17 protein-coding genes and 3 pseudogenes are annotated in these 21,456 nt (G+C 57.3%); 15 read left to right on the top strand and 5 right to left on the bottom strand.

The features are described from left to right. Positions 1–23 precede the first annotated feature (23 nt). Complete coding sequence (locus tag AWT75_RS01210) at positions 24–1,421, bottom strand: cryptochrome/photolyase family protein (RefSeq protein WP_062786360.1); 1,398 nt, start codon at positions 1,419–1,421, stop codon at positions 24–26. Positions 1,422–1,430: 9 nt separating this feature from the next. On the opposite strand from AWT75_RS01210, the gene AWT75_RS21160 reads away from it, so the two are divergent. The 8 genes from AWT75_RS21160 to yacG all read left to right on the top strand — a co-directional run bounded on the left by AWT75_RS21160 (position 1,431) and on the right by yacG (position 8,461). Beyond that, positions 1,431–1,724, top strand: coding sequence for a hypothetical protein (locus AWT75_RS21160; RefSeq protein ID WP_153013203.1), 294 nt, complete (start codon positions 1,431–1,433; stop codon positions 1,722–1,724). 36 nt (positions 1,725–1,760) lie between these two features. Next, complete coding sequence (locus AWT75_RS01205; protein WP_062786356.1) at positions 1,761–2,849, top strand: porin; 1,089 nt, start codon at positions 1,761–1,763, stop codon at positions 2,847–2,849. A 184-nt stretch (positions 2,850–3,033) separates the two neighbouring features. Next, positions 3,034–4,746 carry a type IV-A pilus assembly ATPase PilB gene (gene pilB / locus AWT75_RS01200; RefSeq protein ID WP_045845417.1) on the top strand — a complete coding sequence of 571 codons (1,713 nt, stop codon included), beginning with the start codon at positions 3,034–3,036 and terminating at the stop codon, positions 4,744–4,746. A 20-nt stretch (positions 4,747–4,766) separates the two neighbouring features. Then, a complete protein-coding gene (locus AWT75_RS01195) occupies positions 4,767–5,987 on the top strand; it encodes a type II secretion system F family protein (protein ID WP_045845416.1) in 1,221 nt (406 codons plus the stop codon). A gap of 2 nt (positions 5,988–5,989) precedes the next feature. After that, complete coding sequence (locus AWT75_RS01190) at positions 5,990–6,859, top strand: prepilin peptidase (RefSeq protein WP_062786352.1); 870 nt, start codon at positions 5,990–5,992, stop codon at positions 6,857–6,859. Beyond that, positions 6,771–7,460 (top strand): dephospho-CoA kinase, encoded by a 690-nt coding sequence (coaE, locus tag AWT75_RS01185; RefSeq protein WP_338021282.1) that lies wholly within the window; start codon positions 6,771–6,773, stop codon positions 7,458–7,460. Before AWT75_RS01190 ends, coaE begins: the two co-directional genes overlap by 89 nt. Before the next feature lie 39 nt (positions 7,461–7,499). Then, entirely contained in the window at positions 7,500–8,258 is a 759-nt protein-coding gene (gene zapD, locus AWT75_RS01180) for a cell division protein ZapD (RefSeq protein ID WP_045845413.1), read from the top strand. Positions 8,259–8,263: 5 nt separating this feature from the next. Next, the gene (gene yacG, locus AWT75_RS01175; protein ID WP_045845412.1) at positions 8,264–8,461 is read left to right on the top strand and encodes a DNA gyrase inhibitor YacG; all 198 of its coding nucleotides are present in this window, start codon (positions 8,264–8,266) and stop codon (positions 8,459–8,461) included. A gap of 53 nt (positions 8,462–8,514) precedes the next feature. Here yacG and AWT75_RS01170 read toward each other — a convergent pair whose 3' ends face one another. Next, positions 8,515–9,756, bottom strand: coding sequence for an N-acetylmuramoyl-L-alanine amidase (locus tag AWT75_RS01170; protein ID WP_045845411.1), 1,242 nt, complete (start codon positions 9,754–9,756; stop codon positions 8,515–8,517). After that, positions 9,717–10,201 (bottom strand): annotated as a pseudogene (tsaE, locus tag AWT75_RS20680) (tRNA (adenosine(37)-N6)-threonylcarbamoyltransferase complex ATPase subunit type 1 TsaE). Before tsaE ends, AWT75_RS01170 begins: the two are co-directional and overlap by 40 nt. Before the next feature lie 6 nt (positions 10,202–10,207). On the opposite strand from tsaE, the gene queG reads away from it, so the two are divergent. After that, a complete protein-coding gene (gene queG, locus AWT75_RS01165) occupies positions 10,208–11,299 on the top strand; it encodes a tRNA epoxyqueuosine(34) reductase QueG (RefSeq protein ID WP_062786346.1) in 1,092 nt (363 codons plus the stop codon). A gap of 56 nt (positions 11,300–11,355) precedes the next feature. Here queG and AWT75_RS01160 read toward each other — a convergent pair whose 3' ends face one another. Together AWT75_RS01160 and AWT75_RS01155 are read right to left on the bottom strand one after the other, a co-directional pair. Continuing rightward, a complete protein-coding gene (locus AWT75_RS01160; protein ID WP_052693773.1) occupies positions 11,356–11,820 on the bottom strand; it encodes a GNAT family N-acetyltransferase in 465 nt (154 codons plus the stop codon). A gap of 2 nt (positions 11,821–11,822) precedes the next feature. Next, positions 11,823–12,242 (bottom strand): MaoC family dehydratase, encoded by a 420-nt coding sequence (locus AWT75_RS01155; protein WP_062786343.1) that lies wholly within the window; start codon positions 12,240–12,242, stop codon positions 11,823–11,825. Between the two features lie 240 nt (positions 12,243–12,482). Here AWT75_RS01155 and AWT75_RS01150 point away from each other — a divergent pair, with 240 nt between their 5' ends. From AWT75_RS01150 to carB, 6 genes and pseudogenes are all read left to right on the top strand, one after another. Continuing rightward, positions 12,483–13,232 (top strand): electron transfer flavoprotein subunit beta/FixA family protein, encoded by a 750-nt coding sequence (locus AWT75_RS01150; RefSeq protein ID WP_045845408.1) that lies wholly within the window; start codon positions 12,483–12,485, stop codon positions 13,230–13,232. A gap of 3 nt (positions 13,233–13,235) precedes the next feature. Then, entirely contained in the window at positions 13,236–14,171 is a 936-nt protein-coding gene (locus tag AWT75_RS01145) for an electron transfer flavoprotein subunit alpha/FixB family protein (protein ID WP_062786339.1), read from the top strand. 215 nt (positions 14,172–14,386) lie between these two features. Then, positions 14,387–16,167 (top strand): annotated as a pseudogene (locus tag AWT75_RS01140) (acyl-CoA dehydrogenase). Positions 16,168–16,411: 244 nt separating this feature from the next. Then, positions 16,412–17,541 (top strand): annotated as a pseudogene (gene carA, locus AWT75_RS01135) (glutamine-hydrolyzing carbamoyl-phosphate synthase small subunit). A gap of 22 nt (positions 17,542–17,563) precedes the next feature. Then, the gene (leuE, locus tag AWT75_RS01130; protein WP_062786336.1) at positions 17,564–18,220 is read left to right on the top strand and encodes a leucine efflux protein LeuE; all 657 of its coding nucleotides are present in this window, start codon (positions 17,564–17,566) and stop codon (positions 18,218–18,220) included. A gap of 26 nt (positions 18,221–18,246) precedes the next feature. Beyond that, on the top strand, positions 18,247–21,456 hold the full coding sequence (gene carB, locus AWT75_RS01125; protein ID WP_045845403.1) for a carbamoyl-phosphate synthase large subunit: 3,210 nt from the start codon (positions 18,247–18,249) through the stop codon (positions 21,454–21,456).

Below are 21,456 nucleotides of genomic sequence, written 5' to 3'. Positions count from 1 at the left end.
CCACATGGGCGCTTTTGCTATTGTCATTCCTTGTTTTTGCCAAACAGCATCAAGGCCTTCTGTCGCTGTTCCGCATGGTCAACCAGTGGCTTAGGGTAGTCTCTGCCCAGTTGAAAGCCCATGGGCGGATTTTTTGCCAGCCATGGAGCATGAATGTCCTTGTCGTTGAACTGGGCCAGTTCGGGTACATAGCGACGGATGAACTTGCCATCAGGATCAAACTTGGCGGACTGGGTGACCGGATTGAATATCCTGAAATAGGGCTGTGCATCGCAGCCTGTCGACGCTGCCCACTGCCAGCCACCATTGTTGGCTGCCAGGTCGAAGTCGAGTAGCTTGGCGGCGAAGTACGCTTCCCCCTTGCGCCAGTCAATCAGCAAATCCTTGACCAGAAAACTGGCTGTAATCATGCGTAAGCGGTTATGCATGTAGCCGCTCTGGTTCAGTTGACGCATTGCCGCATCTACGATCGGATAGCCTGTACGTCCCTCCTGCCATGCAATCAGCCACTCTTCACGATTCTCAAATGCAAGCTGACGATACTCTTCCTTGAAACTGTGTCCGGCAGCAATGGGAAAGTGCCAAATCAGCTGCTGATAGAAATCACGCCAGATCAACTCGCCCAGCCAGCAGTCCGCCCCTTCGCCGCCTTGCAGGCAGGCAAACTGAACCAGCTTTCTCAGGGAAATAGTACCGAAGCGCAAGTGGGTGGAAAGATAGGACACCCCTTTGGTTGCCGGATAGTCACGCCATATCTTGTAGTGAGTGATGCGCTGACAAAAGTCGGCAAACAGCTGCTCTGCCGCATGACTGCCACCTTTCAAACTGGCAAGGCCGGACTTAAACCCCAGTTGTTCCAGCGATGGTGTCGGGGCGGAGCTCCATCGGTCCAGGTACTGCAGATACTGCTGAGTCGGATAGGCCTGCATGTAAAAGCTATCCAGTTTTTTCAGCCATGCATTCTTATAAGGTGTGAATACCGTGTAGGGGCGTCCCGTGGTGGTGAGAATCTCATCTGTTTCAAAGATGACCTGATCCTTGAACAACTGCAGTTGACGCCCCTGTTGTGCTAACTGCTCAGCGACGTGCTGATCACGTACGCGTGCTGCAGGTTCGTAGTCACGGTTGGCAAATACAGAATCTGCCTGCCACTGTTGCGCCAGTTCCGGAACAAGATCACTGGCTCGCCCTTGTGTCACATGCAAATCGCTGCCTATGCGATTCAGCTCCTGTCGTAGCTCGGCAACTGACTGCCAGATGAAGTCGATCCGTCGGTCATCGGCAGCAAGTTCATCCAGAATTTCATGGTCGAAAACAAACAGGCAGCGGACGGGTTTGCCAGCTTTCAGTGCATGGTACAGCGCTGCATTGTCATCCAGCCTCAGGTCGCGGCGGAACCAGAATATGTTGGTATTGGACATGATAGGGCGTTGTCAGGTGGTTGGTGGGCATGCAAAAAACAATCCATTATTAGCATTTTTGCAACACTTTGCTGGGGTTGTTGTTTTTTTGGTTTTACCGATTTGAAGCGACAATTTTCAGTAAATATCAATAAAAACAAAGACTTGTTGTTTTGTTGTGGGTTGGGTGTTTCTGGCTGTCACCATGGTTTCGCTGCGATGTTTTGTATTTTTGCAACGGGCGTTTTATATTTCAGCCAGCAACCAGCCGATCAATCGGCGGTGAAAAAATGTCCGGGTGCTTGCGCTGGCAAGGCAATCTAACAGGACTACATTAACTGACTTCGAAAGGAATTAGCGATGAACAAGAAGCTGATCGCCCTGGCTCTGGCCGCTCTGCCGGTAGCTCACGCAATGGCTGATGTAACCATTTACGGCACCATCGAAGCCGACATGGAAAGCAGCAAGACCTATGCTGCGAACTCCTCTGCCAGCAACACCGGCAAGCTGAAGTCCATTACCCGCATCGATGACACCGGTTCTCTGATCGGTTTCAAGGGCAACGAAGATCTGGGTAACGGTCTGAAGGCTATCTGGCAAGTTGAACAGAGCCTGAACATTGACGGCACTTCTGGTAATACTTCTGGTAACGGTGGTAGCAATACTTTTGCATCCCGTGACTCCTTTGTTGGTTTGCAAGGTGCTTTCGGTAAAGTTCGTTTGGGTAAACTGAGCTCGTTCCTGAACTCCGACGCTGGTGCTCCGGATGCATGGATTTATGGCAATCAGGGTGTTAACGGTCAGTCTTACAGCTCGATCAACCAGCTGGACACTCGTTACGCCAACTCGATTCGTTATGATATCCCCGAGTTCGTTGCGGGCCTGAGCGGTGCCGTTCAGTATGGTGTTGATGAGACCAACGTAAACAACAAGAAGAACGAGTGGAGTGTTGGTGCAACTTATACCAATTCTGGCTACTTCGGTACTTTTGGCTACGTTCGCACTGCCAATGCTATTGCAACTGACAAGGCATCTAACTACTGGCGTTTGGAAGGTGGCTATAATGCCAACAACATCCTGGCTGCTGCTTACTATGGCCATTCCAAGCTGGGTGCGTCTTCTGACGTTGTTGCTAATAACTTCGCTGGTGCCACCACTGTTGGTTCTGCGGCTGTTACCCATAAAGAAGCTGGCCTGACCCTGGGTTACACCTTTGGTGCAATCACTCCGAAATTCTCCTACGGTCGTGTATGGGGCGCTTCGGTTGAGGGCGGTTCTGACATCAAGGGTCACCTGAACCAGTACGTTCTGGGTGCTGACTATGCCCTGAGCAAGCGTACCACTGCTTACGCTTCCTACGGCTTCGTTCAGAACTCCTATCGTGATACCAGCGATAACAAGTACTCTAACGAGCACACCGTTGCTGTTGGTGTTCAGCACAAGTTCTAATTCTTGTTCAGAGAGTTAAACTTAAGAAAAGGACTGCTTCGGCAGTCCTTTTTGCATTATTCTGCTGTAGAAGCGAGATAGTGAGCGAGCCTAGCCATGGGGCCTGCCACTTTGTCCGTGCAGCGCATATAATGCCAGCATGCCATATGGCTTGATTGGTAGCGTCTAGTCGCAAAGGGGAGTTATGGAAGCTTCTGCTGGGATATCTGGTCTGGGAAGAGCGCTGGTGCAGAACAATGCATTGCTGTTACAGGATGCAGAGGCTATCCAGCGTCAGGCGCAGGCATCTGGCATCAGTTTTGTCGAGCAACTAATTGCCAGCAAGAAGATGTCCGCAGTGGAGGTTGCCACTTTTGCGTCGGGGGTATTTGGTTATCCTTTGCTGGACATGGGTGCCATCGATCCTGTTCAGCTGCCCAAGGGGCTGGTTGATGACGAATTGATTGGCAGTCGTCGCCTGGTTCCCTTGTTCAAGCGTGGTAACAAGCTGTTTATTGGTACGTCTGATCCGACCCAGACATCCGCCTTCCACGCCATTACTTTCAAGACCGGTCTGACGGTTGAAGTGGTCGTGGTTGAAGATGACAAACTTTCCAAAGTGATTGGGAAGTACACCGAAGATGCAACTGCTGCGATCAAGGCCCTGGAGAACGAGGAATTCGGTGATCTGGAATTTGTTGATCCGGATGAGCCGACCCCGCATAGCGAAACCAATCAGCCTGATGTCGATGACGCCCCTGTCGTCAAGTTCATACACAAGGTTCTGCTGGATGCCATTAACGGCGGGGCATCCGACGTCCATTTCGAGCCTTACGAAAAGTTTTACCGCATTCGCTATCGCGTGGATGGCCAACTGAAAGAGATTGCGCAGCCTCCTTTGCTGTTGAAAGAAAAAATCGCATCCCGCATCAAGGTGATATCGCGTTTGGATATTTCCGAGAAGCGCGTACCGCAGGATGGTCGTTTGAAGCTGGTGTTGTCCAAGACACATTCAATTGATTTTCGTGTCAGTACCTTGCCAACCCTGTTTGGCGAGAAGATCGTGATGCGTATTCTGGATGCTTCTGCCGCATCGCTGGATATCGAACAGCTGGGTTTTGAACCAGAGCAGAAGAAAATGCTGCTCGAAGCCATTGCGCGTCCATACGGGATGGTGCTGGTGACCGGGCCTACCGGTAGTGGTAAAACGGTTTCGCTTTATACTTGCCTTAATATCCTGAACAAGCCGGATATCAATATTTCGACGGCGGAGGATCCGGTTGAAATCAATTTGCCTGGCATTAACCAGGTCAATGTAAACGAGAAGGCTGGTCTCACCTTCTCGTCTGCCTTGAAAGCGTTTCTGCGGCAGGATCCTGATGTCATCATGGTGGGTGAAATCCGGGATTTCGAAACGGCAGACATTTCCATCAAGGCTGCACAAACCGGTCACATGGTGTTTTCCACCTTGCATACCAATAATGCGCCTGCCACCTTGACGCGTTTGCTAAACATGGGTGTAGCACCATTCAACGTCGCCAGTTCGGTACTGTTGATCATGGCCCAGCGTCTGGCCAGACGCTTGTGCAACCACTGCAAGGCACCAATAGAAATTCCTGAACCGGCATTGCTGCGAGCGGGTTTCCGCCCGGAGGAACTGGATGGCAGTTGGAAACCATACGGTCCGGTTGGCTGCGACGAATGCCGTGGCTCGGGCTATAAAGGACGTACTGGTATTTATGAAGTCATGCCCATCAGTGATGCCATGACCCGTCTGATCATGCAGAATGGTACTGCCATTGATATCAGTGACCTTGCCTTGCAAGAGGGCATGATTGATTTGCGTCATGCCGGTTTGCTGAAGGTGAAGCGTGGGCTGACCTCGCTGGCCGAGATCGAGGCTGTGACCAACGATTAGGTATAAGAAAGATATAAACCATGGCAACCGTGGCGAAAAAGGTAAACCCGGGTTTTATCTGGGAATGGGAAGGCAAGGATCGTGCAGGAAAGGTAGTGCGCGGGGAATTACGTGCCGAAACTGAGGCTGTCGCCAAGACCCAGTTGCGTCGGCAGGGTATTAATGTCGTCAAGGTCAAGCGCCGTCGCGGTGGTTTTGGCCGCAAGATTACCGAAAAAGACATTACGCTGTTCACCCGTCAGCTTTCCACCATGATGCGGGCGGGTGTGCCCTTGCTGCAGGCATTTGATATTGCCGCCAAAGGGCATGGCAATCCGGCAGTTACCAAAATGCTGCTTGAAGTACGCGCTGATGTGGAGACTGGCCTGTCTCTGGCAGAGGCATTCCGCAAGCGTCCACTGTATTTCGACAAGCTGTTCTGCAATTTGATTGCAGCCGGTGAGACCGGTGGTGTACTGGACTCCTTGCTGGACAAGCTGGCTACCTACAAAGAAAAGGTGATGGCGATCAAGGGCAAGATCAAGTCCGCCATGATCTACCCCACCGCCATTGTGGCGACGGCCTTCATCATTACCGCCGTGATCATGATTTACGTGATTCCGGCATTCAAGGATCTGTTCTCCAGCTTTGGTGCGGATTTGCCTGCACCAACCCTGATTGTCATCTGGTTGTCGGACTTTTTTGTTCATTGGTGGTGGTTGATATTCGGCAGCATTTTTGGTGCAATCTTTGCGTTTTTCTACGCATTCAAGCGCACGCCCAAGTTGCAGGAGCAGTTTGATCGCATCTTGCTGAAGCTCCCGGTCATCGGTGACATCATTCGCAAGGCCACCATCGCACGTTGGTCGCGTACTTTGTCTACCTTGTTCGCTGCGGGTGTCCCGCTGGTCGAAGCACTGGATTCTGTCGGTGGCGCATCGGGTAATCAGGTATATAGCGAGGCGACAAAACTGATTCAAAACGATGTCAGTGCCGGTTCCAGCCTGAGCTATTCCATGCAGCGTACCGGGCTGTTTCCCAATATGGTGCTGCAGATGACCTCCATTGGTGAGGAGTCGGGTTCACTCGACCAGATGCTGGACAAGATTGCAGACTTTTATGAAGAAGAAGTGGATAACGCTGTTGCTTCGCTTTCCAGCTTGTTGGAACCCGCCATCATGGTGATTCTGGGTGTACTGATTGGCGGCCTGGTTATTGCAATGTATATGCCGATTTTCAAAATGGGCCAGGTGGTGGGTTAAGCATGGTGGAAATCGGAAGTCTGCTGTCAGCAAATGCTGGCTTGCTGGTGGTGATGGCGTTGTTGCTTGGCTTGTTGGTGGGTAGTTTCCTGAATGTGGTCATTCACCGTTTGCCGGTCATGATGGAGCGTGGCTGGCAGCGGGAATGTGACCGATATCTCGGTCGGGATGTCCAGGATGCTGAGCGATACAATCTGCTGGTACCTGCATCGCATTGTCCTGGCTGCAAGCAGGATGTGAAGGCCTGGCAGAACATCCCCTTGCTCAGTTATGTCTTGCTGCGTGGCCGCTGCGCGCACTGTGGCATCAGCATCAGCTGGCGCTATCCGGCTGTCGAATTGCTCACCGGCCTGTTGTTTGCTGCCGTTGCATGGCGCTTTGGCTGGGGCCTGCCCATGTTGGGTTACTTGCTGTTGACGGCAGTGCTGGTCGTACTCACCTTCATTGATGCGGATACCCAGCTGTTACCTGATGATCTGACCCTGCCCTTGGTGTGGGCTGGCTTGTTATTCAATCTGTACACCGGAGCCGTTCCGCTTGAGGATGCGGTTATCGGGGCAGTTGCAGGCTACATGAGCTTATGGTTGGTGTACTGGCTTTTCAAGCTATGTACCGGCAAGGAAGGCATGGGCTATGGCGACTTCAAGTTGCTGGCAGCTTTCGGTGCCTGGCTGGGATGGAGCATGTTGCCACTGATCATTTTGCTTTCCTCCCTGGTAGGGGCTGTGGTTGGTATTGTCCTGATGTTGCTGTCGCGTATTGGCCGAGGCCAGGCATTGCCGTTTGGTCCATATCTGGCTGCTGCCGGGTGGATTGCACTGCTATGGGGCAAGCAAATCGTCAGCTGGTATCTGGGTAGCTATGTCCATTAAGGTGGTGGGCCTGACTGGCGGGATTGGCTCCGGCAAGAGTGCAGCGGCCGATCATTTTGCCCTGTTGGGTGCGGATGTGGTGGATACCGATGTGATTGCCCATCAGCTCACAGCCGCAGGTGGCAGGGCGATTGCGCCGATTGTGGCTGCATTTGGCGAGCGTGTGCTGGATGGCAACGGTGCCATGGATAGAAAGTGCATGCGTGAATTGGTGTTTGCCGATCCGGCGAGCAGGCAACGTCTCGAGGGCATTTTGCACCCGCTGATCATGGAGCAGAGCCTGCAGCAGCTGGCAAATTCAACAGCACCATATGCAGTGCTGGTTGTACCTTTGCTGTTTGAGAGTCCGCAATATCGGGCGCTGGTGCAGCGTACTCTGCTGGTGGACTGTGATGAGGATTTACAGCTACAGCGTGTGCAGGCACGCAGTGGTTTGACTGCTGAAGCGGTGCGCGCCATCATGGCAGCGCAAATGAGCCGCGCCCAAAGACTGGCACTGGCCGATGATGTCATTGATAATGGCGGCACACTTGCAGCATTACAGCTTCAAGTCGAGGCCAAACACCAGTATTATCTTGCAGACCTTGCCCACGGCGCGTGACAAGGCATTTTCCAAGCCACCAAGAAGGGCAGACGTCTTGTGATCAGTTTCGAGTTTCCTGTCACCGAGCGAACCCGCACATTGCTGCGTCTGGAGCAGTTGTATGATCGGCTGGCCTATTTTCTGGGCAAAGACCATGCAATGGACCACCATGCGGCATTGCTGGTGTTGTTCGAATTGCTGGAGACTGCATCCCGTGCTGACCTGAAAGCCGACTTGCTGCAGGAGCTTGAACGTCAGAAGCAGGTGCTCGAAGCGCTGCGAGAAAATCCGAATGTGGCGGAAGACAGCCTGGACAAGGTGCTGGATGAAATCGAGCTGGCTGCCGGAAAGCTGCATGGCATTACCGGAAAGTTCGGCCAGCATCTGCGCGAAAACGAATGGCTGATGGCGATCAAACAGCGTGCAGGTATCCCCGGCGGGACTTGCCAGTTTGATCTGCCGTCCTACTATTTGTGGCAGCAGAAGCCGGCTGAAGAGCGACGTCGTGACATGCGGCGCTGGGCGGCACCGCTGATGCCGACGGCCGAGGCTGCGCGCATCCTGCTGCATCTGCTGCGTGATAGTGGCAAGACGCATCATTATGTTGCGCGCAATGGCGCCTTCCAGCAGATGTCCGGTGGCAAGGTGGTGCAGATGATTCGTATTGCCTACGATCCGGCCTTGAACGTGCTGCCGGAGCTCTCGGCCAACAAATATGCCATCAATGTCCGTTTTGTCAGTGCAGTCACCGGTGAGAGCCGTCCGCGCCAGACCGAGTCGGATGTTGAATTCACTTTGACCAACTGCAAGTTCTAAGCCTTATGTCCCAAGCTGTTCGTATTGTGTCCTGTCCCACTTGCGGCGCCGCCGTGCGCTGGGAGCCAGCCAGTCAGTATCGTCCCTTTTGCAGCGAGCGCTGCAAAATGATTGATCTGGGTGAGTGGGCCAACGAGACATACCGTGTGCCTGCGGTGGAGGAAAGCCCGGATAGCGAGATTGATCCTGCGCGCTACCGCTGATCCATTCAAGAAAAAAGCCCGCTCACGCGGGCTTTTTGCGTCTTGTTCCTGCCTCAGGCTCGCGCTGCCAGCGCGGCACCCTGGGTGAAGTAGGTTTTTACGCCACTGAGGATGGAGCCGGCCATCTGTTGCTGGAAGTCGCTGTCCAGCAGGCGTTGCTCTTCTTCCGGATTACTGATGAAGGCGGTTTCCACCAGGATGGACGGAATGTCCGGAGCCTTGAGAACGGCAAAGCCGGCTTGTTCTACCTGGGAGCTGTGCAGCTTGTTCAGGCCGCCTACCTTGCCCAGCATGATCTTGCCCAGTTTCAGGCTGTCATTGATGGTGGCGGTCTGGGTGAGGTCGAGCAAGGTATGCGCCAGGAACTTGTCCTTGCTGGCAATCTTCACCCCGCCAATCAGGTCCGAGCTGTTTTCCGACTGGGCCATGGTTTTGGCGAAGGCACTGGAAGCGCCTTTTTCGGACAAGGCGAAAACCGAAGAGCCGCGGGCGCTACGGTTGGGCGCGGCATCGGCATGGATGGAAATGAACAGGTCGGCATTCAGCTTGCGCGCCTTGGCCACGCGCACGCCAAGCGGAATGAAAATGTCTTCCTCGCGGGTCATGAATGCCTTCATGTTGCGCTCGGCATCAATCATGCGCTTCAGCTGCTTGCCGATGCGCAAGACGATGTCTTTTTCGCGGGTGCCATTCATGCCGATGGCACCTGGGTCTTCACCGCCATGGCCCGGGTCCAGCATCACCACGATGGGGCGGTTGCTGTCGTTCTTCTTCGGCTTTACCTGTGGCGGCGGCTCGGTGAGCTTGCCCTTGTTGTAATCGTCGAGCAAGGCCATCAGCGGGTCATCTTGTGCGCCACTGGAGGGGTAGAGGTCGATCACCAGACGGTGTTTGTACTCGGCCACCGGATTGAGGGTGAACGCCTGCGGTTTGACATCGGTTTTGAGTTCCAGCACCAGCCGGACGGTATCCGGACTGAATTGCCCGGCGCGGGCTGTCTTGATATACGGGTCGGCATCGGCAATCTGGCTGCTGATGTCTTTCAGCACGCTGTTGAGCTGCACACCTTCCAGATCAATCACCAGCCGGTCGGGATTGCTGATGGTGAACTGTTTGAACTTGATGGCATCGCTGGCTTCCAGCGTGATGCGGGTGTAGCTGGATGCCGGCCAGATACGGATGGCAACCACCTGGCTGTTGCTGGCAAAGCCCAGCTTGCTGACGCTAAGCAGGAAAGTGGCGGCAGCCGCACCAATCAGGCGGCGGCGGATGGGGTCGAAAGTCGAGTCAGGCATGACTGTCCGGTTTCTGTTCTTGCAGTTAAACGATACGTGCGACCTGTGTTGCTGACTTCAAGTTCCAGTGTCAGATCGGCAGGCGGAAGCAAAGCACCGGCCTTGTCCGGCCACTCGACCAGACAAACGCTATCCTTGCCGAAGTAATCACGGAAACCTGCGTCATCCCATTCTTCCGGGTCAGCAAAACGATACAGGTCGAAATGATGGATGGTGAAGTCGGCAAACGGGTAGCTTTCCACCAGCGTGTAGGTGGGGCTCTTTACCTTGCCATGATAGGCCAGGCCAGCCAGCAGGCCACGGGTAAATGTGGTTTTCCTGCACCAAGGTCGCCTTGCAGGAAAATGACTACACCTGCCTGCAGTGCTGCGGCCATGCTGGCGCCAAGCGCAAGGGTTGCTGACTCATCGGGCAGGTTGCCACTGCGAACGCTGGTATCATCCATGACCATATGACTGAGAAATCCTATCAAAAACTGGATTATCCCGAATTGGCCGGGCAAATCAAAGCCTGGGCGCAAGATTTGGGCTTTGCCGCGGCACGAATCAGCAAGGCCCAGCTGCCAGCGCAGGCCGAGGCGCAACTGCAGGCCTGGCTGGATGAGGGATGCCATGGCCAGATGGATTACATGGCCCGGCATGGCAGCCTGCGGGTCAAACCGGCGGACCTGGTACCCGGCACCCTGTCCATTGTCAGCGTGCGCCTGCCTTACTGGCCGGCGGAGGCGCTGGCCAGCGAAGACGTGCTGGGAGATGGCCGACTTGCCTATCTGTCGCGCTATGCCCTGGGGCGGGATTATCACAAGGTGCTGCGGGCACGTTTGCAGAAACTGGCAGACAAAGTGGCCGAGCATATCGGCCCGTTTGGCTACCGCGTGTTTACCGATAGTGCGCCGGTGGCCGAGGTGGCGCTGGCCGCGCAGTCCGGCCTTGGCTGGCGCGGCAAGCACAGCTTGCTGTTGAACCGCGAGCAAGGCTCGCTGTATTTTCTGGGCGAGTTGTTTACTGACCTTCCTCTGCCTGCCGATGTGTCCGAGCCAGAACACTGCGGCCGTTGCACCCGTTGTATCGATGTCTGTCCGACGCAGGCCATCACTGCACCTTACAAAGTGGATGCGCGCCGCTGCATCTCTTATCTCACCATCGAGCTGAAGACGGCCATTCCGCTTGAGTTTCGCCCCATGATTGGCAACCGTGTCTATGGCTGTGACGATTGTCAGCTGACCTGTCCGTGGAACCGCTTTGCCGTGCATACGCGCGAGCCAGACTTTGCCGTGCGGCACGGACTGGATCAAGTCAGTCTGCTGGAGTTATTTGGCTGGAGTGAGGCCATGTTCAAGGAAAAACTGGCCGGCAGCCCGATATACCGTATCGGCTATGCCAAATGGCTCTCCAATCTGGCCGTGGGGTTGGGTAATGCGCCGTATGATCCGGACATCGTGGCTGCTTTGCAGCAGCGGCAGGATTACCCGGATGAGCTGGTGGCCGAACCGGTGCGCTGGGCTCTGGCTTGCCAGCATCAGCGCCAACCACAAGCCAAATAAGAAAAGGGAGCTTGTGCTCCCTTGTGGCATGGCCGCGACCCGGATTCCTCCAATGTTTACTTCAATGGCTTGGTGAAGTGAAACGAGGAAATGCTGAAGCCCTGGCGGAAGTACAGGCGGTGGGCTTCGGTGCGCCAGGTGCCGGAATCCAGCACCTGATAGCCACATCCCAGCCGACGGGCTTCTGTTGCACACCAGTCCAGCAACAGGCTGCCGATGCCGCGTGAGCGATGTGCTTCGTCACTGACCAGGTCGTCAATATAAAGCCGCAGGTCCTCGTAGGTATTTTCATATACCCGGAACAGGGCCAGGCCCAAAGGGCGGCCCTCGCTGTCCACCGCTGCAACCATACGGGCACCGTAGCTGCACACCCGTTGCATTTTTGCTGCATAGGCAGCACCGTCCACGGGCAGCATGGGACGCAGCTGATGATGCAGCTGGCTACAGCTGGCCAGCAGCTCCGGTGCAATGACATGGCCCTGCTCATCGGTCAGGGCCACTACCTGCAAAGCTGTTTTCATCTTTATTCGGCTCGGCTTGGTGCAATCACCAGCGACTCACCATCCAGCACCACCTTGCCTTGCACCAGGCATTGGGTGGCCAGCTTCACACGCTTTTTGTCCGGGAAAATTTCCACCACGGTGGCGCGGGCGGTGACAGTCTGACCAATACGCACCGGTGCCTTGAAGCGTGTGGATTGCGACAGGTAGATGGTGCCGTTGCCGGGCAGCTTGGTGCCCACCACGGTGGAAATCAGGCTGGCGGTCAGCATGCCGTGGGCAATGCGGGTCCGGAACGGTGTGGTTTCGGCATATTCCTGGTTGATGTGCACCGGGTTGTCATCACCGGAGACCGCAGCAAACATCAGGATATCGGCTTCGGTGATGGTTTTGGCGTACTCGGCAGAGTCGCCAACCTTGATATCTTCAAAGTAGACAGTCATGCATGATTCTCCGGCTATGACGTTGAAATTGTTGCACTGCATTGTGCCATGCGGCAGACGAAATGCAAATTAAGCGGAAATGACGTAGTATCTGCAATCAGTTGTTTTTTTGCTACGTGTCACACACAAATAATCAACCAAACGCTCGTTTGAAAAAGCGTTAGGGCATAATCGGGAAACACCACGGTAGCAAGTCCCTTCCCAGTTCGATTAACCCAGAGAGCTATTCGCTGGAGGAATATGAAAGTTCTAGTCGCTGTTAAACGCGTTGTCGATTACAACGTGAAGGTTCGCGTAAAGGCCGACGGTTCTGATGTGGATATCGCCAACGTCAAGATGTCGATGAACCCCTTTGACGAAATCGCGGTAGAAGAAGCCGTCCGTCTGAAAGAAGCCGGCAAGGCCAGCGAAATCGTGGTCGTGTCCATGGGTGTCAAGCAGTGCGAGGAAACCCTGCGCACCGCCCTGGCCATGGGTGCCGACCGCGCCATCCTGGTGGAAACCGAAACCGAACTGCAACCCCTGGCCGTGGCCAAGCTGCTGAAAGCGGTTGCTGACAAGGAGCAGCCGCAGCTGCTGATCGTCGGCAAGCAAGCCATTGACGATGATGCCAACCAGACCGGCCAGATGGCTGCTGCCTTGCTGGGCTGGGCACAAGGCACCTTCGCCTCCAAGGTGGATGTTGCTGCCGAAACCGTGGACGTGATCCGCGAAATCGACGGTGGCCTGGAAACCGTCAAGCTGCGTCTGCCGGCCGTGGTTACCGCCGACCTGCGCCTGAACGAGCCGCGCTTCATCAAGCTGCCCAACATCATGGCCGCCAAGAAGAAGCCGCTGGACAAGACCAGCCCGGCCGACCTGGGTGTGGACGTCACGCCGCGCCTGAAAACGCTGAAAGTGGCCGAACCGGCCAAGCGCTCTGCCGGCATCAAGGTAGCCAACGCTGCCGAGCTGGTAGCCAAACTGAAAAACGACGCAAAGGTGCTGTAAGCCATGGCCATTCTCGTTATCGCTGAACACGACAACCAGAGCCTGAAAGCAGGCACCCTGAATACCGTAACCGCCGCAGCCAAGCTGGGCGAAGTGCATGTACTGGTGGCCGGCCACAACGCCGCTGCTGCTGCCGATGCGGCCAAGAGCGTGGCTGGTGTGGCCAAGGTACTGCTGGCTGATGCCGCCCAGTACGCCCATGGTCTGGCAGAGTCGCTGTCCGCCCTGGTGGTGGAAGTGGCCAAGGGCTACAGCCATGTACTGGCTCCGGCCAGCTCCTTTGGCAAGAACCTGCTGCCGCGCGTGGCTGCCTTGCTGGATGTGGCACAGATTTCCGAAATCACCGCTATCGAATCCGCTGACACCTTCGTACGTCCGGTGTATGCCGGCAACGTGCTGGCTACCGTGCAATCGGCTGATGCCATCAAGGTAATCACCGTGCGTACCACCGCTTTCGACGCTGCTGCCGCTCAGGGTGGTTCCGCTGCCGTGGAAAGTGTTGCCGTGGCTGCTGATCCGCAACTGTCGAGCTTTGTCGGCCAGGAACTGACCAAGTCTGACCGTCCGGAACTGGGCGCTGCCAAGATCATCGTATCCGGTGGTCGTGCGCTGGGTTCGGAAGAGCAGTTCAAGTCCGTGATCGAACCGCTGGCTGACAAGCTGGGTGCTGCCGTGGGTGCTTCCCGCGCTGCCGTTGATGCCGGCTATGCACCGAACGACTACCAGGTTGGCCAGACCGGCAAGGTGGTTGCGCCGCAACTGTACTTCGCCGTGGGCATTTCCGGTGCCATCCAGCATCTGGCCGGCATGAAGGACTCCAAGGTGATCGTGGCGATCAACAAGGACGAAGAAGCGCCGATCTTCCAGGTGGCCGATTACGGCATCGTGGGTGACCTGTTCACCGTGGTGCCGGAACTGCTGGCCGAGCTGTCCAAGTAATGGTGTGCGGGGAGGGGCGACCCTCCCCATCCGAGCAGGCAAGATAGCCGCCGGATCAAAACAAAAAACAACCGGCAACGACCGGTCTGCTTCGTGGAGGAGCCAGCTTTCCCGTTACCCGCTAACGGGAAGGTGCGCTCATGCATCAGGTAGACGGCGTGCCGGTTTTTTCATATCTACGACGATTGTTGTGCAGCAAGAATGAGGAGAGATTCATGATCTATAACGCGCCAGTCAAGGAAATCCGTTTTGTACTGAATGAATTGGCCGAACTGACCTCGGTGTGCAGCCTGCCGGGTTATGAAGACTGCTCGGTCGAGCTGGTGGATGCCATTCTGGAAGAGGCCGCCAAGTTTGCCGAAGGCGTGCTGGCACCCATCAACAAGCAGGGCGACAAGGGTGCCACGCTGAAGGACGGCGAAGTGACCGCCGCGCCTGGCTTCAAGGAAGCCTGGCAGCAATATGTCGAATCCGGTTGGGTGGGTCTGCGTGCTCCGGCTGATTTTGGCGGGCAGGGCATGCCGGCGCTGGTGGCGATTGCTGCCGAAGAAATGTGGTGCTCATCCAATCTGGCCTTTTCGCTGGCACCGCTGCTGACGCTGGGTGCGGTGGAGGCGATTCACCACCATGCCTCGGAAGAATTGAAGGCGGTTTACCTGCCGCGCATGTCCAGTGGCGAATGGACCGGCACCATGAACCTGACCGAGCCGCAGGCCGGTTCCGACCTGGCCCAGGTGCGCTCGCGTGCCGTACCGCAGGCGGATGGCAGCTATCTGGTGACCGGCCAGAAGATTTTCATCACCTGGGGTGAGCACGACATGGCCGACAACATCGTCCATCTGGTGCTGGCCCGCCTGCCGGATGCGCGGCCGGGGTGAAGGGCATTTCCCTGTTCATCGTGCCCAAGTTCCTGGTCAATGCCGATGGCAGCCTGGGTGCGCGTAACGACGTGCGTTGCGTCTCGCTGGAACACAAGCTGGGTATTCATGGCAGCCCGACAGCGGTGATGAGCTTTGGCGATAACGGTGGTGCGGTCGGCTATCTGGTGGGCGAGGCCAACAAGGGTCTGGGCTATATGTTCACCATGATGAACCACGCCCGTCTCGGGGTGGGGGTGGAAGGCATGTCGGTATCCGAGCGCGCTTACCAGAAGGCGGTCGAGTATGCGCGTGACCGCGTGCAAAGCCGCGCCATCGGTTCGCCCGACCCGGCTGGTGTGGCCATCATCAAGCACCCGGATATCCGTCGCATGCTGATGACCATGCGCAGCCAGATCGAAGCGCAACGTGCCTTGGCCTTCTACACTGCCGCCGCGCTGGACCGCGCCTCGCGCCACCCGGTGGCCAGCGAAGCTGCACGCAATCAGGCGCTGGTGAACTTCCTCATTCCCATCGTCAAGGGCTGGAATACCGAGCAGGCCAACGAGCTGACCAGCCTCGCGGTGCAAGTACATGGCGGCATGGGCTTCATCGAAGAAACCGGTGTGGCCCAGTACTACCGCGATGCCCGCATCACCGCCATTTACGAAGGCACCACCGGCATCCAGGCGCTGGACCTGATTGGCCGCAAGACCTTCAGCGAAGGCGGCGCGACGGCCCGTGCGCTGCTGGAAGAGGCGCGAGCGACTGCCGACAAGCTGGCGGCTGCCGGCTATGCCAGCATGGCGCGCAATCTGCAGCAGGCTGCTGCCGAGGCTGAGCGCTGCGTTGCTTTCATCCTGGGCAGCTTTGGCACGCAGCCGAAGCTGGCGGCCGCCGGTTCGGTACCTTTCCTCAAGCTGATGGGCATTGTGCTGGGTGGCTGGCAGCTGGGCCGCGCCGCGCTGATCGCACGCGAAAAGCTGGGTGAAGATGGTGTGGACGAGGATTTCCTCAAGGCCAAGATCACCACCGCCCGCTTCTTTGCCGAGCACCTGCTGCCGCAGGTTGGCGGCCTGGCTGCAGCCATTGTGGATGGGGCTGACAGTGTGCTGGAGCTGGACGATACCCTGTTCTGATCTTGCGTTTTATGGTGCTGAACAGCCACCTGCGGGTGGCTGTTTCTTTATGTAAAAGTATTGGAAACAAGGCAGGACAAATCAGGAAGTGATGCAAAAACAGGTGCTTGTGACTTGTTTCAACTGGCCGAAAGCGGTATGATGGTAAGGTTTAACCAAACGGGACAGGCGCAAAACGTCGTGTCCCGTTATTCACATAAAAATCCGCAAAAACATACAAGCGAAACGCAACAGGAGCTAGTCAGTGTCAACCGTACCAGCGATCCTCGTCTTGGCTGACGGTACCCTCTTCAAGGGCAGTGCCATCGGAGCCACCGGCCATACGGTCGGCGAAGTGGTATTCAATACCGCCATGACCGGGTATCAGGAAATCCTCACCGATCCCTCCTACACCAAACAAATCGTCACCCTGACTTATCCCCACATCGGTAATGTCGGCGCGAATTCGGAAGATACCGAATCCCGCGCCGTTTTCGCATCCGGTCTGATCATTCGTGATCTGCCGCTGCTGCACAGCAACTTCCGCGCGAAGATTCGCTGTCCGACTACCTGGCCAAGAACAATGTCGTGGCTATTGCCGATATCGACACCCGCCGCCTGACCCGCATCCTGCGTGAAAAAGGCGCACAGGCCGGCTGCATCATGGCCGGTGCCGATCTGGACGAAGCCCGCGCACTGGAACTGGCACGCGGTTTCGGTTCCATGGCCGGTCAGGATCTGGCCAAGGTAGTCAGCTGCACCGAGTCCTACCAGTGGAAGCTGGGCGAATGGAAACTGGGCAGCGGCTACAGCGAGCAGGCCGAAACCCCGTTCCATGTGGTGGCTTACGACTTCGGCGTGAAGCACAACATCCTGCGCATGCTGGCCGAACGTGGCTGCAAGCTGACCGTGGTACCGGCGCAGACGCCGGCCAAGGACGTGCTGGCGCTGAATCCGGATGGCGTGTTCCTCTCCAACGGCCCTGGCGATCCGGAGCCTTGTGACTACGCCATCGCTGCCATCCGCGAAATCCTGGAAACCCGTCTGCCGGTATTCGGCATCTGTCTGGGTCACCAGCTGCTGGGTCTGGCCACTGGTGCCAAGACCAGCAAGATGAAGTTCGGCCACCACGGTGCCAACCACCCGGTGCAGGATCTGGACAGCGGCCGCGTGATGATCACCAGTCAGAACCATGGCTTCCAGGTGGACGAATCCACCCTGCCGGCCAATGTGCGCGTGACCCATCGCAGCCTGTTCGACCAGACCGTACAGGGCATTGCGCTGACCGACCGTCCGGCCTTCTCCTTCCAGGGTCACCCGGAAGCGAGCCCAGGCCCGGAAGACGTGGCCTATCTGTTTGACCGCTTCATCACGGCGATGAGCCAGGCGAAGTAAACGGAGCATACGGAGAACAAGCATGCTGGGCATTACCGATATCACCACCTACCTGATCGGCACCATCATCATCGTGCTGCTGCCAGGCCCCAACTCCATGTATGTGCTGTCGGTGGCGGCACAGCGCGGCATCCGTCGCGGCTTTGTGGGTGCCTGCGGGGTATTTACCGGTGATGCCATCCTGATGACGCTGGCCGCCACAGGGGCGGCAGGGGTGCTCAAGGCCAATCCGGCCCTGTTTGCCATGGTCAAGTACGCCGGCGGTGCTTACCTGACCTGGCTAGGGCTGCAGATGCTGCGTGGCGCCTGGCGTGCCTGGCGCAATGCTTCCCGCGGGGACGCTGCTGCGCCGGAAGCGCGCCGCGAAGTGGACGCCAGCCGTCCCTTCGTCAAGGCGCTGGTCATCAGCCTGATGAACCCCAAGGCCATCTTGTTCTTCGTGTCTTTCTTCGTGCAATTCGTCGACCCGGCCTATCCGCACCCGGTGCTGACCTTTCTTGCGCTGGGCACGCTGCTGCAGTTGTGCAGTGCCCTGTATCTGGCCACCATCATCGTGTCCGGAGCAAGACTGGCCGAAGCCTTCCGCCGCCGCCGCAAACTGTCCTCTGTCATGTCTGGCGGAGTGGGCGCGCTGTTTCTGGGCTTCGGGGCCAAACTGGCGGCAGCCAGCCTGAACTGAACAATTGAAATTGACTGAGCGATAACATGCCGAAACGTACCGACCTCAAGAGTATTCTCATCATCGGCGCTGGCCCCATTGTGATTGGCCAGGCCTGCGAGTTTGACTACTCCGGCGCACAGGCCTGCAAGGCCCTGCGTGAAGAAGGTTACAAAGTCATCCTGGTGAACTCCAATCCGGCCACCATCATGACCGACCCGAACATGGCCGATGTCACCTACATCGAACCCATTACCTGGCCTGTTCTGGAAAAAATCATCGCCAAGGAACGCCCGGACGCCATTCTGCCCACCATGGGCGGCCAGACCGCACTGAACTGTGCACTGGACCTGGCCAAGCACGGCGTGCTGGAAAAGTACAACGTCGAGCTGATCGGTGCCACCGAAGACGCCATCGACAAGGCGGAAGACCGTGGCCGCTTCAAGGAAGCCATGGCCAAGATCGGCCTGTCCTGCCCGCTGTCCTTCGTCTGCCACACCATGGAAGAGTCGCTGGAAGCGCAATCCAAGGTGGGCTTCCCCACGCTGATCCGTCCGTCCTTCACCATGGGCGGCTCCGGTGGCGGTATCGCCTACAACAAGGAAGAATTCCTGGCGATCTGCGAGCGCGGTTTTGAAGCGTCTCCCACCCATGAACTGCTGATCGAGCAGTCCGTACTCGGCTGGAAAGAGTACGAAATGGAAGTGGTGCGCGACAAGAAAGACAACTGCATCATCATCTGCTCCATCGAGAACTTCGACCCGATGGGCGTGCACACCGGTGACTCCATCACCGTGGCCCCGGCACAGACCCTCACCGACAAGGAATACCAGATCATGCGTAATGCATCGATCGCGGTACTCCGTGAAATCGGCGTGGACACCGGCGGTTCCAACGTGCAGTTCGCCACCAATCCGGTGAACGGCGAAATGATTGTGATCGAGATGAACCCGCGTGTATCGCGTTCCTCGGCACTGGCCTCCAAGGCCACCGGTTTCCCGATTGCCAAGGTCGCCGCCAAGCTGGCCGTGGGTTACACCCTGGACGAACTGAAGAACGACATCACCGGTGGTGCCACCCCGGCTTCGTTCGAACCGTCCATCGACTACGTGGTTACCAAGATTCCGCGTTTCGCCTTCGAAAAATTCCCGCAGGCCGATAACCGCCTGACCACCCAGATGAAGTCGGTGGGCGAAGTGATGGCCATGGGCCGCACCCTGCAGGAATCCATGCACAAGGCGCTGCGTGGCCTGGAAACCGGCCTGTCCGGCTTCAACCCGGTCACCACCAACGAAGAAACCATCCGTCACGAAGTCAGCACCCCGGGACCGGAACGTATCCTGTACGTGGCCGATGCCTTCCGCGTGGGCATGAGCCGTGACGACGTGTTTGCGCTGAGCAAGATCGACCCGTGGTTCCTGGCCCAGATCGAAGACATCGTGGGCGAAGAAAAAGCCCTGGCCGGCCGCAAGGTGGAAGAACTGGGCTTTGACGAACTGCGTCGCCTGAAGCGCAAGGGCTTCTCCGACCGTCGCCTGGGCGAGCTGCTGAATACCGACCAGGCTGCCGTGCGTGCCAAGCGCTGGGCGCTGGGCCTGCATCCGGTGTACAAGCGTGTGGATACCTGCGCGGCCGAGTTCGCCACCTCCACCGCCTACATGTACTCCAGCTACGAAGAAGAGTGCGAAGCCAAGCCCACCGACCGCAAGAAGGTCATGGTACTGGGTGGCGGCCCCAACCGTATCGGTCAGGGTATCGAATTCGACTACTGCTGCGTGCATGCAGCGCTGGCGCTGCGCGAATCCGGCTTCGAGACCATCATGGTCAACTGCAACCCGGAAACCGTATCGACCGACTACGACACGTCCGACCGTCTGTACTTCGAACCGCTGACGCTGGAAGACGTGCTGGAAATCTGCCGCATCGAAAAACCGTTCGGCGTGATCGTGCAGTACGGCGGCCAGACCCCGCTGAAACTGGCGCGTGCGCTGGAAGCCAATGGCGTGTCCATCATCGGCACCTCGCCGGACATGATCGACGCTGCCGAAGACCGCGAACGTTTCCAGAAGCTGCTGAACGAACTGGGCCTGAAACAGCCGCCGAACCGCACCGCCCGCACTCCGGCCGACGCGATGAAGCTGGCCGAGGAGATCGGCTATCCGCTGGTAGTGCGTCCGTCCTACGTACTGGGCGGCCGCGCGATGGAAATCGTGCACGAACCGGCTGATCTGGAACGCTACATGCGCGAAGCGGTGAAGGTGTCCAACGACAGCCCGGTGCTGCTGGACCGCTTCCTGAACGACGCCATCGAAGTGGACGTGGATTGCATCTCCGACGGCAAGGACGTGGTCATCGGCGGCATCATGCAGCATATCGAACAGGCTGGTGTGCACTCCGGTGACTCCGCTTGCTCGCTGCCGCCGTACAGCCTGTTCCCGGCCGTACAGGACGAAATCCGTCGCCAGACCGAAGCCATGGCGCGTGCGCTGAACGTGGTCGGCCTGATGAACGTGCAGTTCGCCATCCAGGGCGACACCATCTTCGTGCTGGAAGTGAATCCGCGTGCCTCGCGTACCGTACCGTTTGTGTCCAAGGTAACCGGCGCTCCGCTGGCCAAGATTGCCGCCCGTGCCATGGCCGGTATCAGCCTGGCCGAGCAGGGCTTCACCAAGGAAGTGATCCCGCCGTACTACGCCGTGAAGGAAGCCGTATTCCCCTTCATCAAGTTCCCGGGCGTGGATACCATCCTGGGACCGGAAATGAAGTCCACCGGCGAAGTGATGGGTGTGGGCAAGAGCTTTGCCGAAGCCTTCGTCAAGAGCCAGCTGGCCGCTGGCGACAAGCTGCCGCGCACCGGCAAGGTGTTCCTGTCGGTACGTCAGTCCGACAAGAACGGCGCGGTTGACGTGGCACGCGAGCTGCAACGTCTGGGCTTTGGCGTCTGCGCAACGCGCGGCACTGCCAAGACCCTGGCCGAAGCAGGCATCGTGGTGCAGGTGGTCAACAAGGTGAACGAAGGCCGTCCGCACATCGTCGACATGATCAAGAACGGCGAAATCGACGTGCTGGTCAACACCGTGGACGAAAAGCGTCAGGCCATTCAGGACAGCCATTCTATCCGCCGCAGCGCCCTGCAGGCGCGCATTCCGCAGTACACCACCCTGGCCGGTGCCAAGGCAGTGTGCGTGGGCATGGCCCATGTGGAAGAGTTTGATGTCTACAGCGTTCAGGAACTGCACGCCTCCATCAAGCCTTGA

This window comes from Aquitalea pelogenes (genome assembly GCF_001515305.1).
Taxonomy (GTDB): Bacteria; Pseudomonadota; Gammaproteobacteria; order Burkholderiales; family Chromobacteriaceae; genus Aquitalea; species Aquitalea pelogenes.
The sequence above is the reverse complement of the archived record's forward strand: the minus strand, read 5'-3'. Positions and strand labels throughout refer to the sequence as shown.

Coding starts and splice junctions, on each gene's coding strand:
- AWT75_RS01210 (WP_062786360.1), bottom strand. CDS start 1,421: ATGTCCAATACCAACATATTCTGGTTCCGCCGCGACCTGAGGCTGGAT.
- AWT75_RS01205 (WP_062786356.1), top strand. CDS start 1,761: ATGAACAAGAAGCTGATCGCCCTGGCTCTGGCCGCTCTGCCGGTAGCT.
- pilB (WP_045845417.1), top strand. CDS start 3,034: ATGGAAGCTTCTGCTGGGATATCTGGTCTGGGAAGAGCGCTGGTGCAG.
- AWT75_RS01195 (WP_045845416.1), top strand. CDS start 4,767: ATGGCAACCGTGGCGAAAAAGGTAAACCCGGGTTTTATCTGGGAATGG.
- AWT75_RS01190 (WP_062786352.1), top strand. CDS start 5,990: ATGGTGGAAATCGGAAGTCTGCTGTCAGCAAATGCTGGCTTGCTGGTG.
- yacG (WP_045845412.1), top strand. CDS start 8,264: ATGTCCCAAGCTGTTCGTATTGTGTCCTGTCCCACTTGCGGCGCCGCC.
- AWT75_RS01170 (WP_045845411.1), bottom strand. CDS start 9,756: ATGCCTGACTCGACTTTCGACCCCATCCGCCGCCGCCTGATTGGTGCG.
- queG (WP_062786346.1), top strand. CDS start 10,208: ATGACTGAGAAATCCTATCAAAAACTGGATTATCCCGAATTGGCCGGG.
- AWT75_RS01160 (WP_052693773.1), bottom strand. CDS start 11,820: ATGAAAACAGCTTTGCAGGTAGTGGCCCTGACCGATGAGCAGGGCCAT.
- AWT75_RS01155 (WP_062786343.1), bottom strand. CDS start 12,242: ATGACTGTCTACTTTGAAGATATCAAGGTTGGCGACTCTGCCGAGTAC.
- AWT75_RS01150 (WP_045845408.1), top strand. CDS start 12,483: ATGAAAGTTCTAGTCGCTGTTAAACGCGTTGTCGATTACAACGTGAAG.
- AWT75_RS01145 (WP_062786339.1), top strand. CDS start 13,236: ATGGCCATTCTCGTTATCGCTGAACACGACAACCAGAGCCTGAAAGCA.
- leuE (WP_062786336.1), top strand. CDS start 17,564: ATGCTGGGCATTACCGATATCACCACCTACCTGATCGGCACCATCATC.
- carB (WP_045845403.1), top strand. CDS start 18,247: ATGCCGAAACGTACCGACCTCAAGAGTATTCTCATCATCGGCGCTGGC.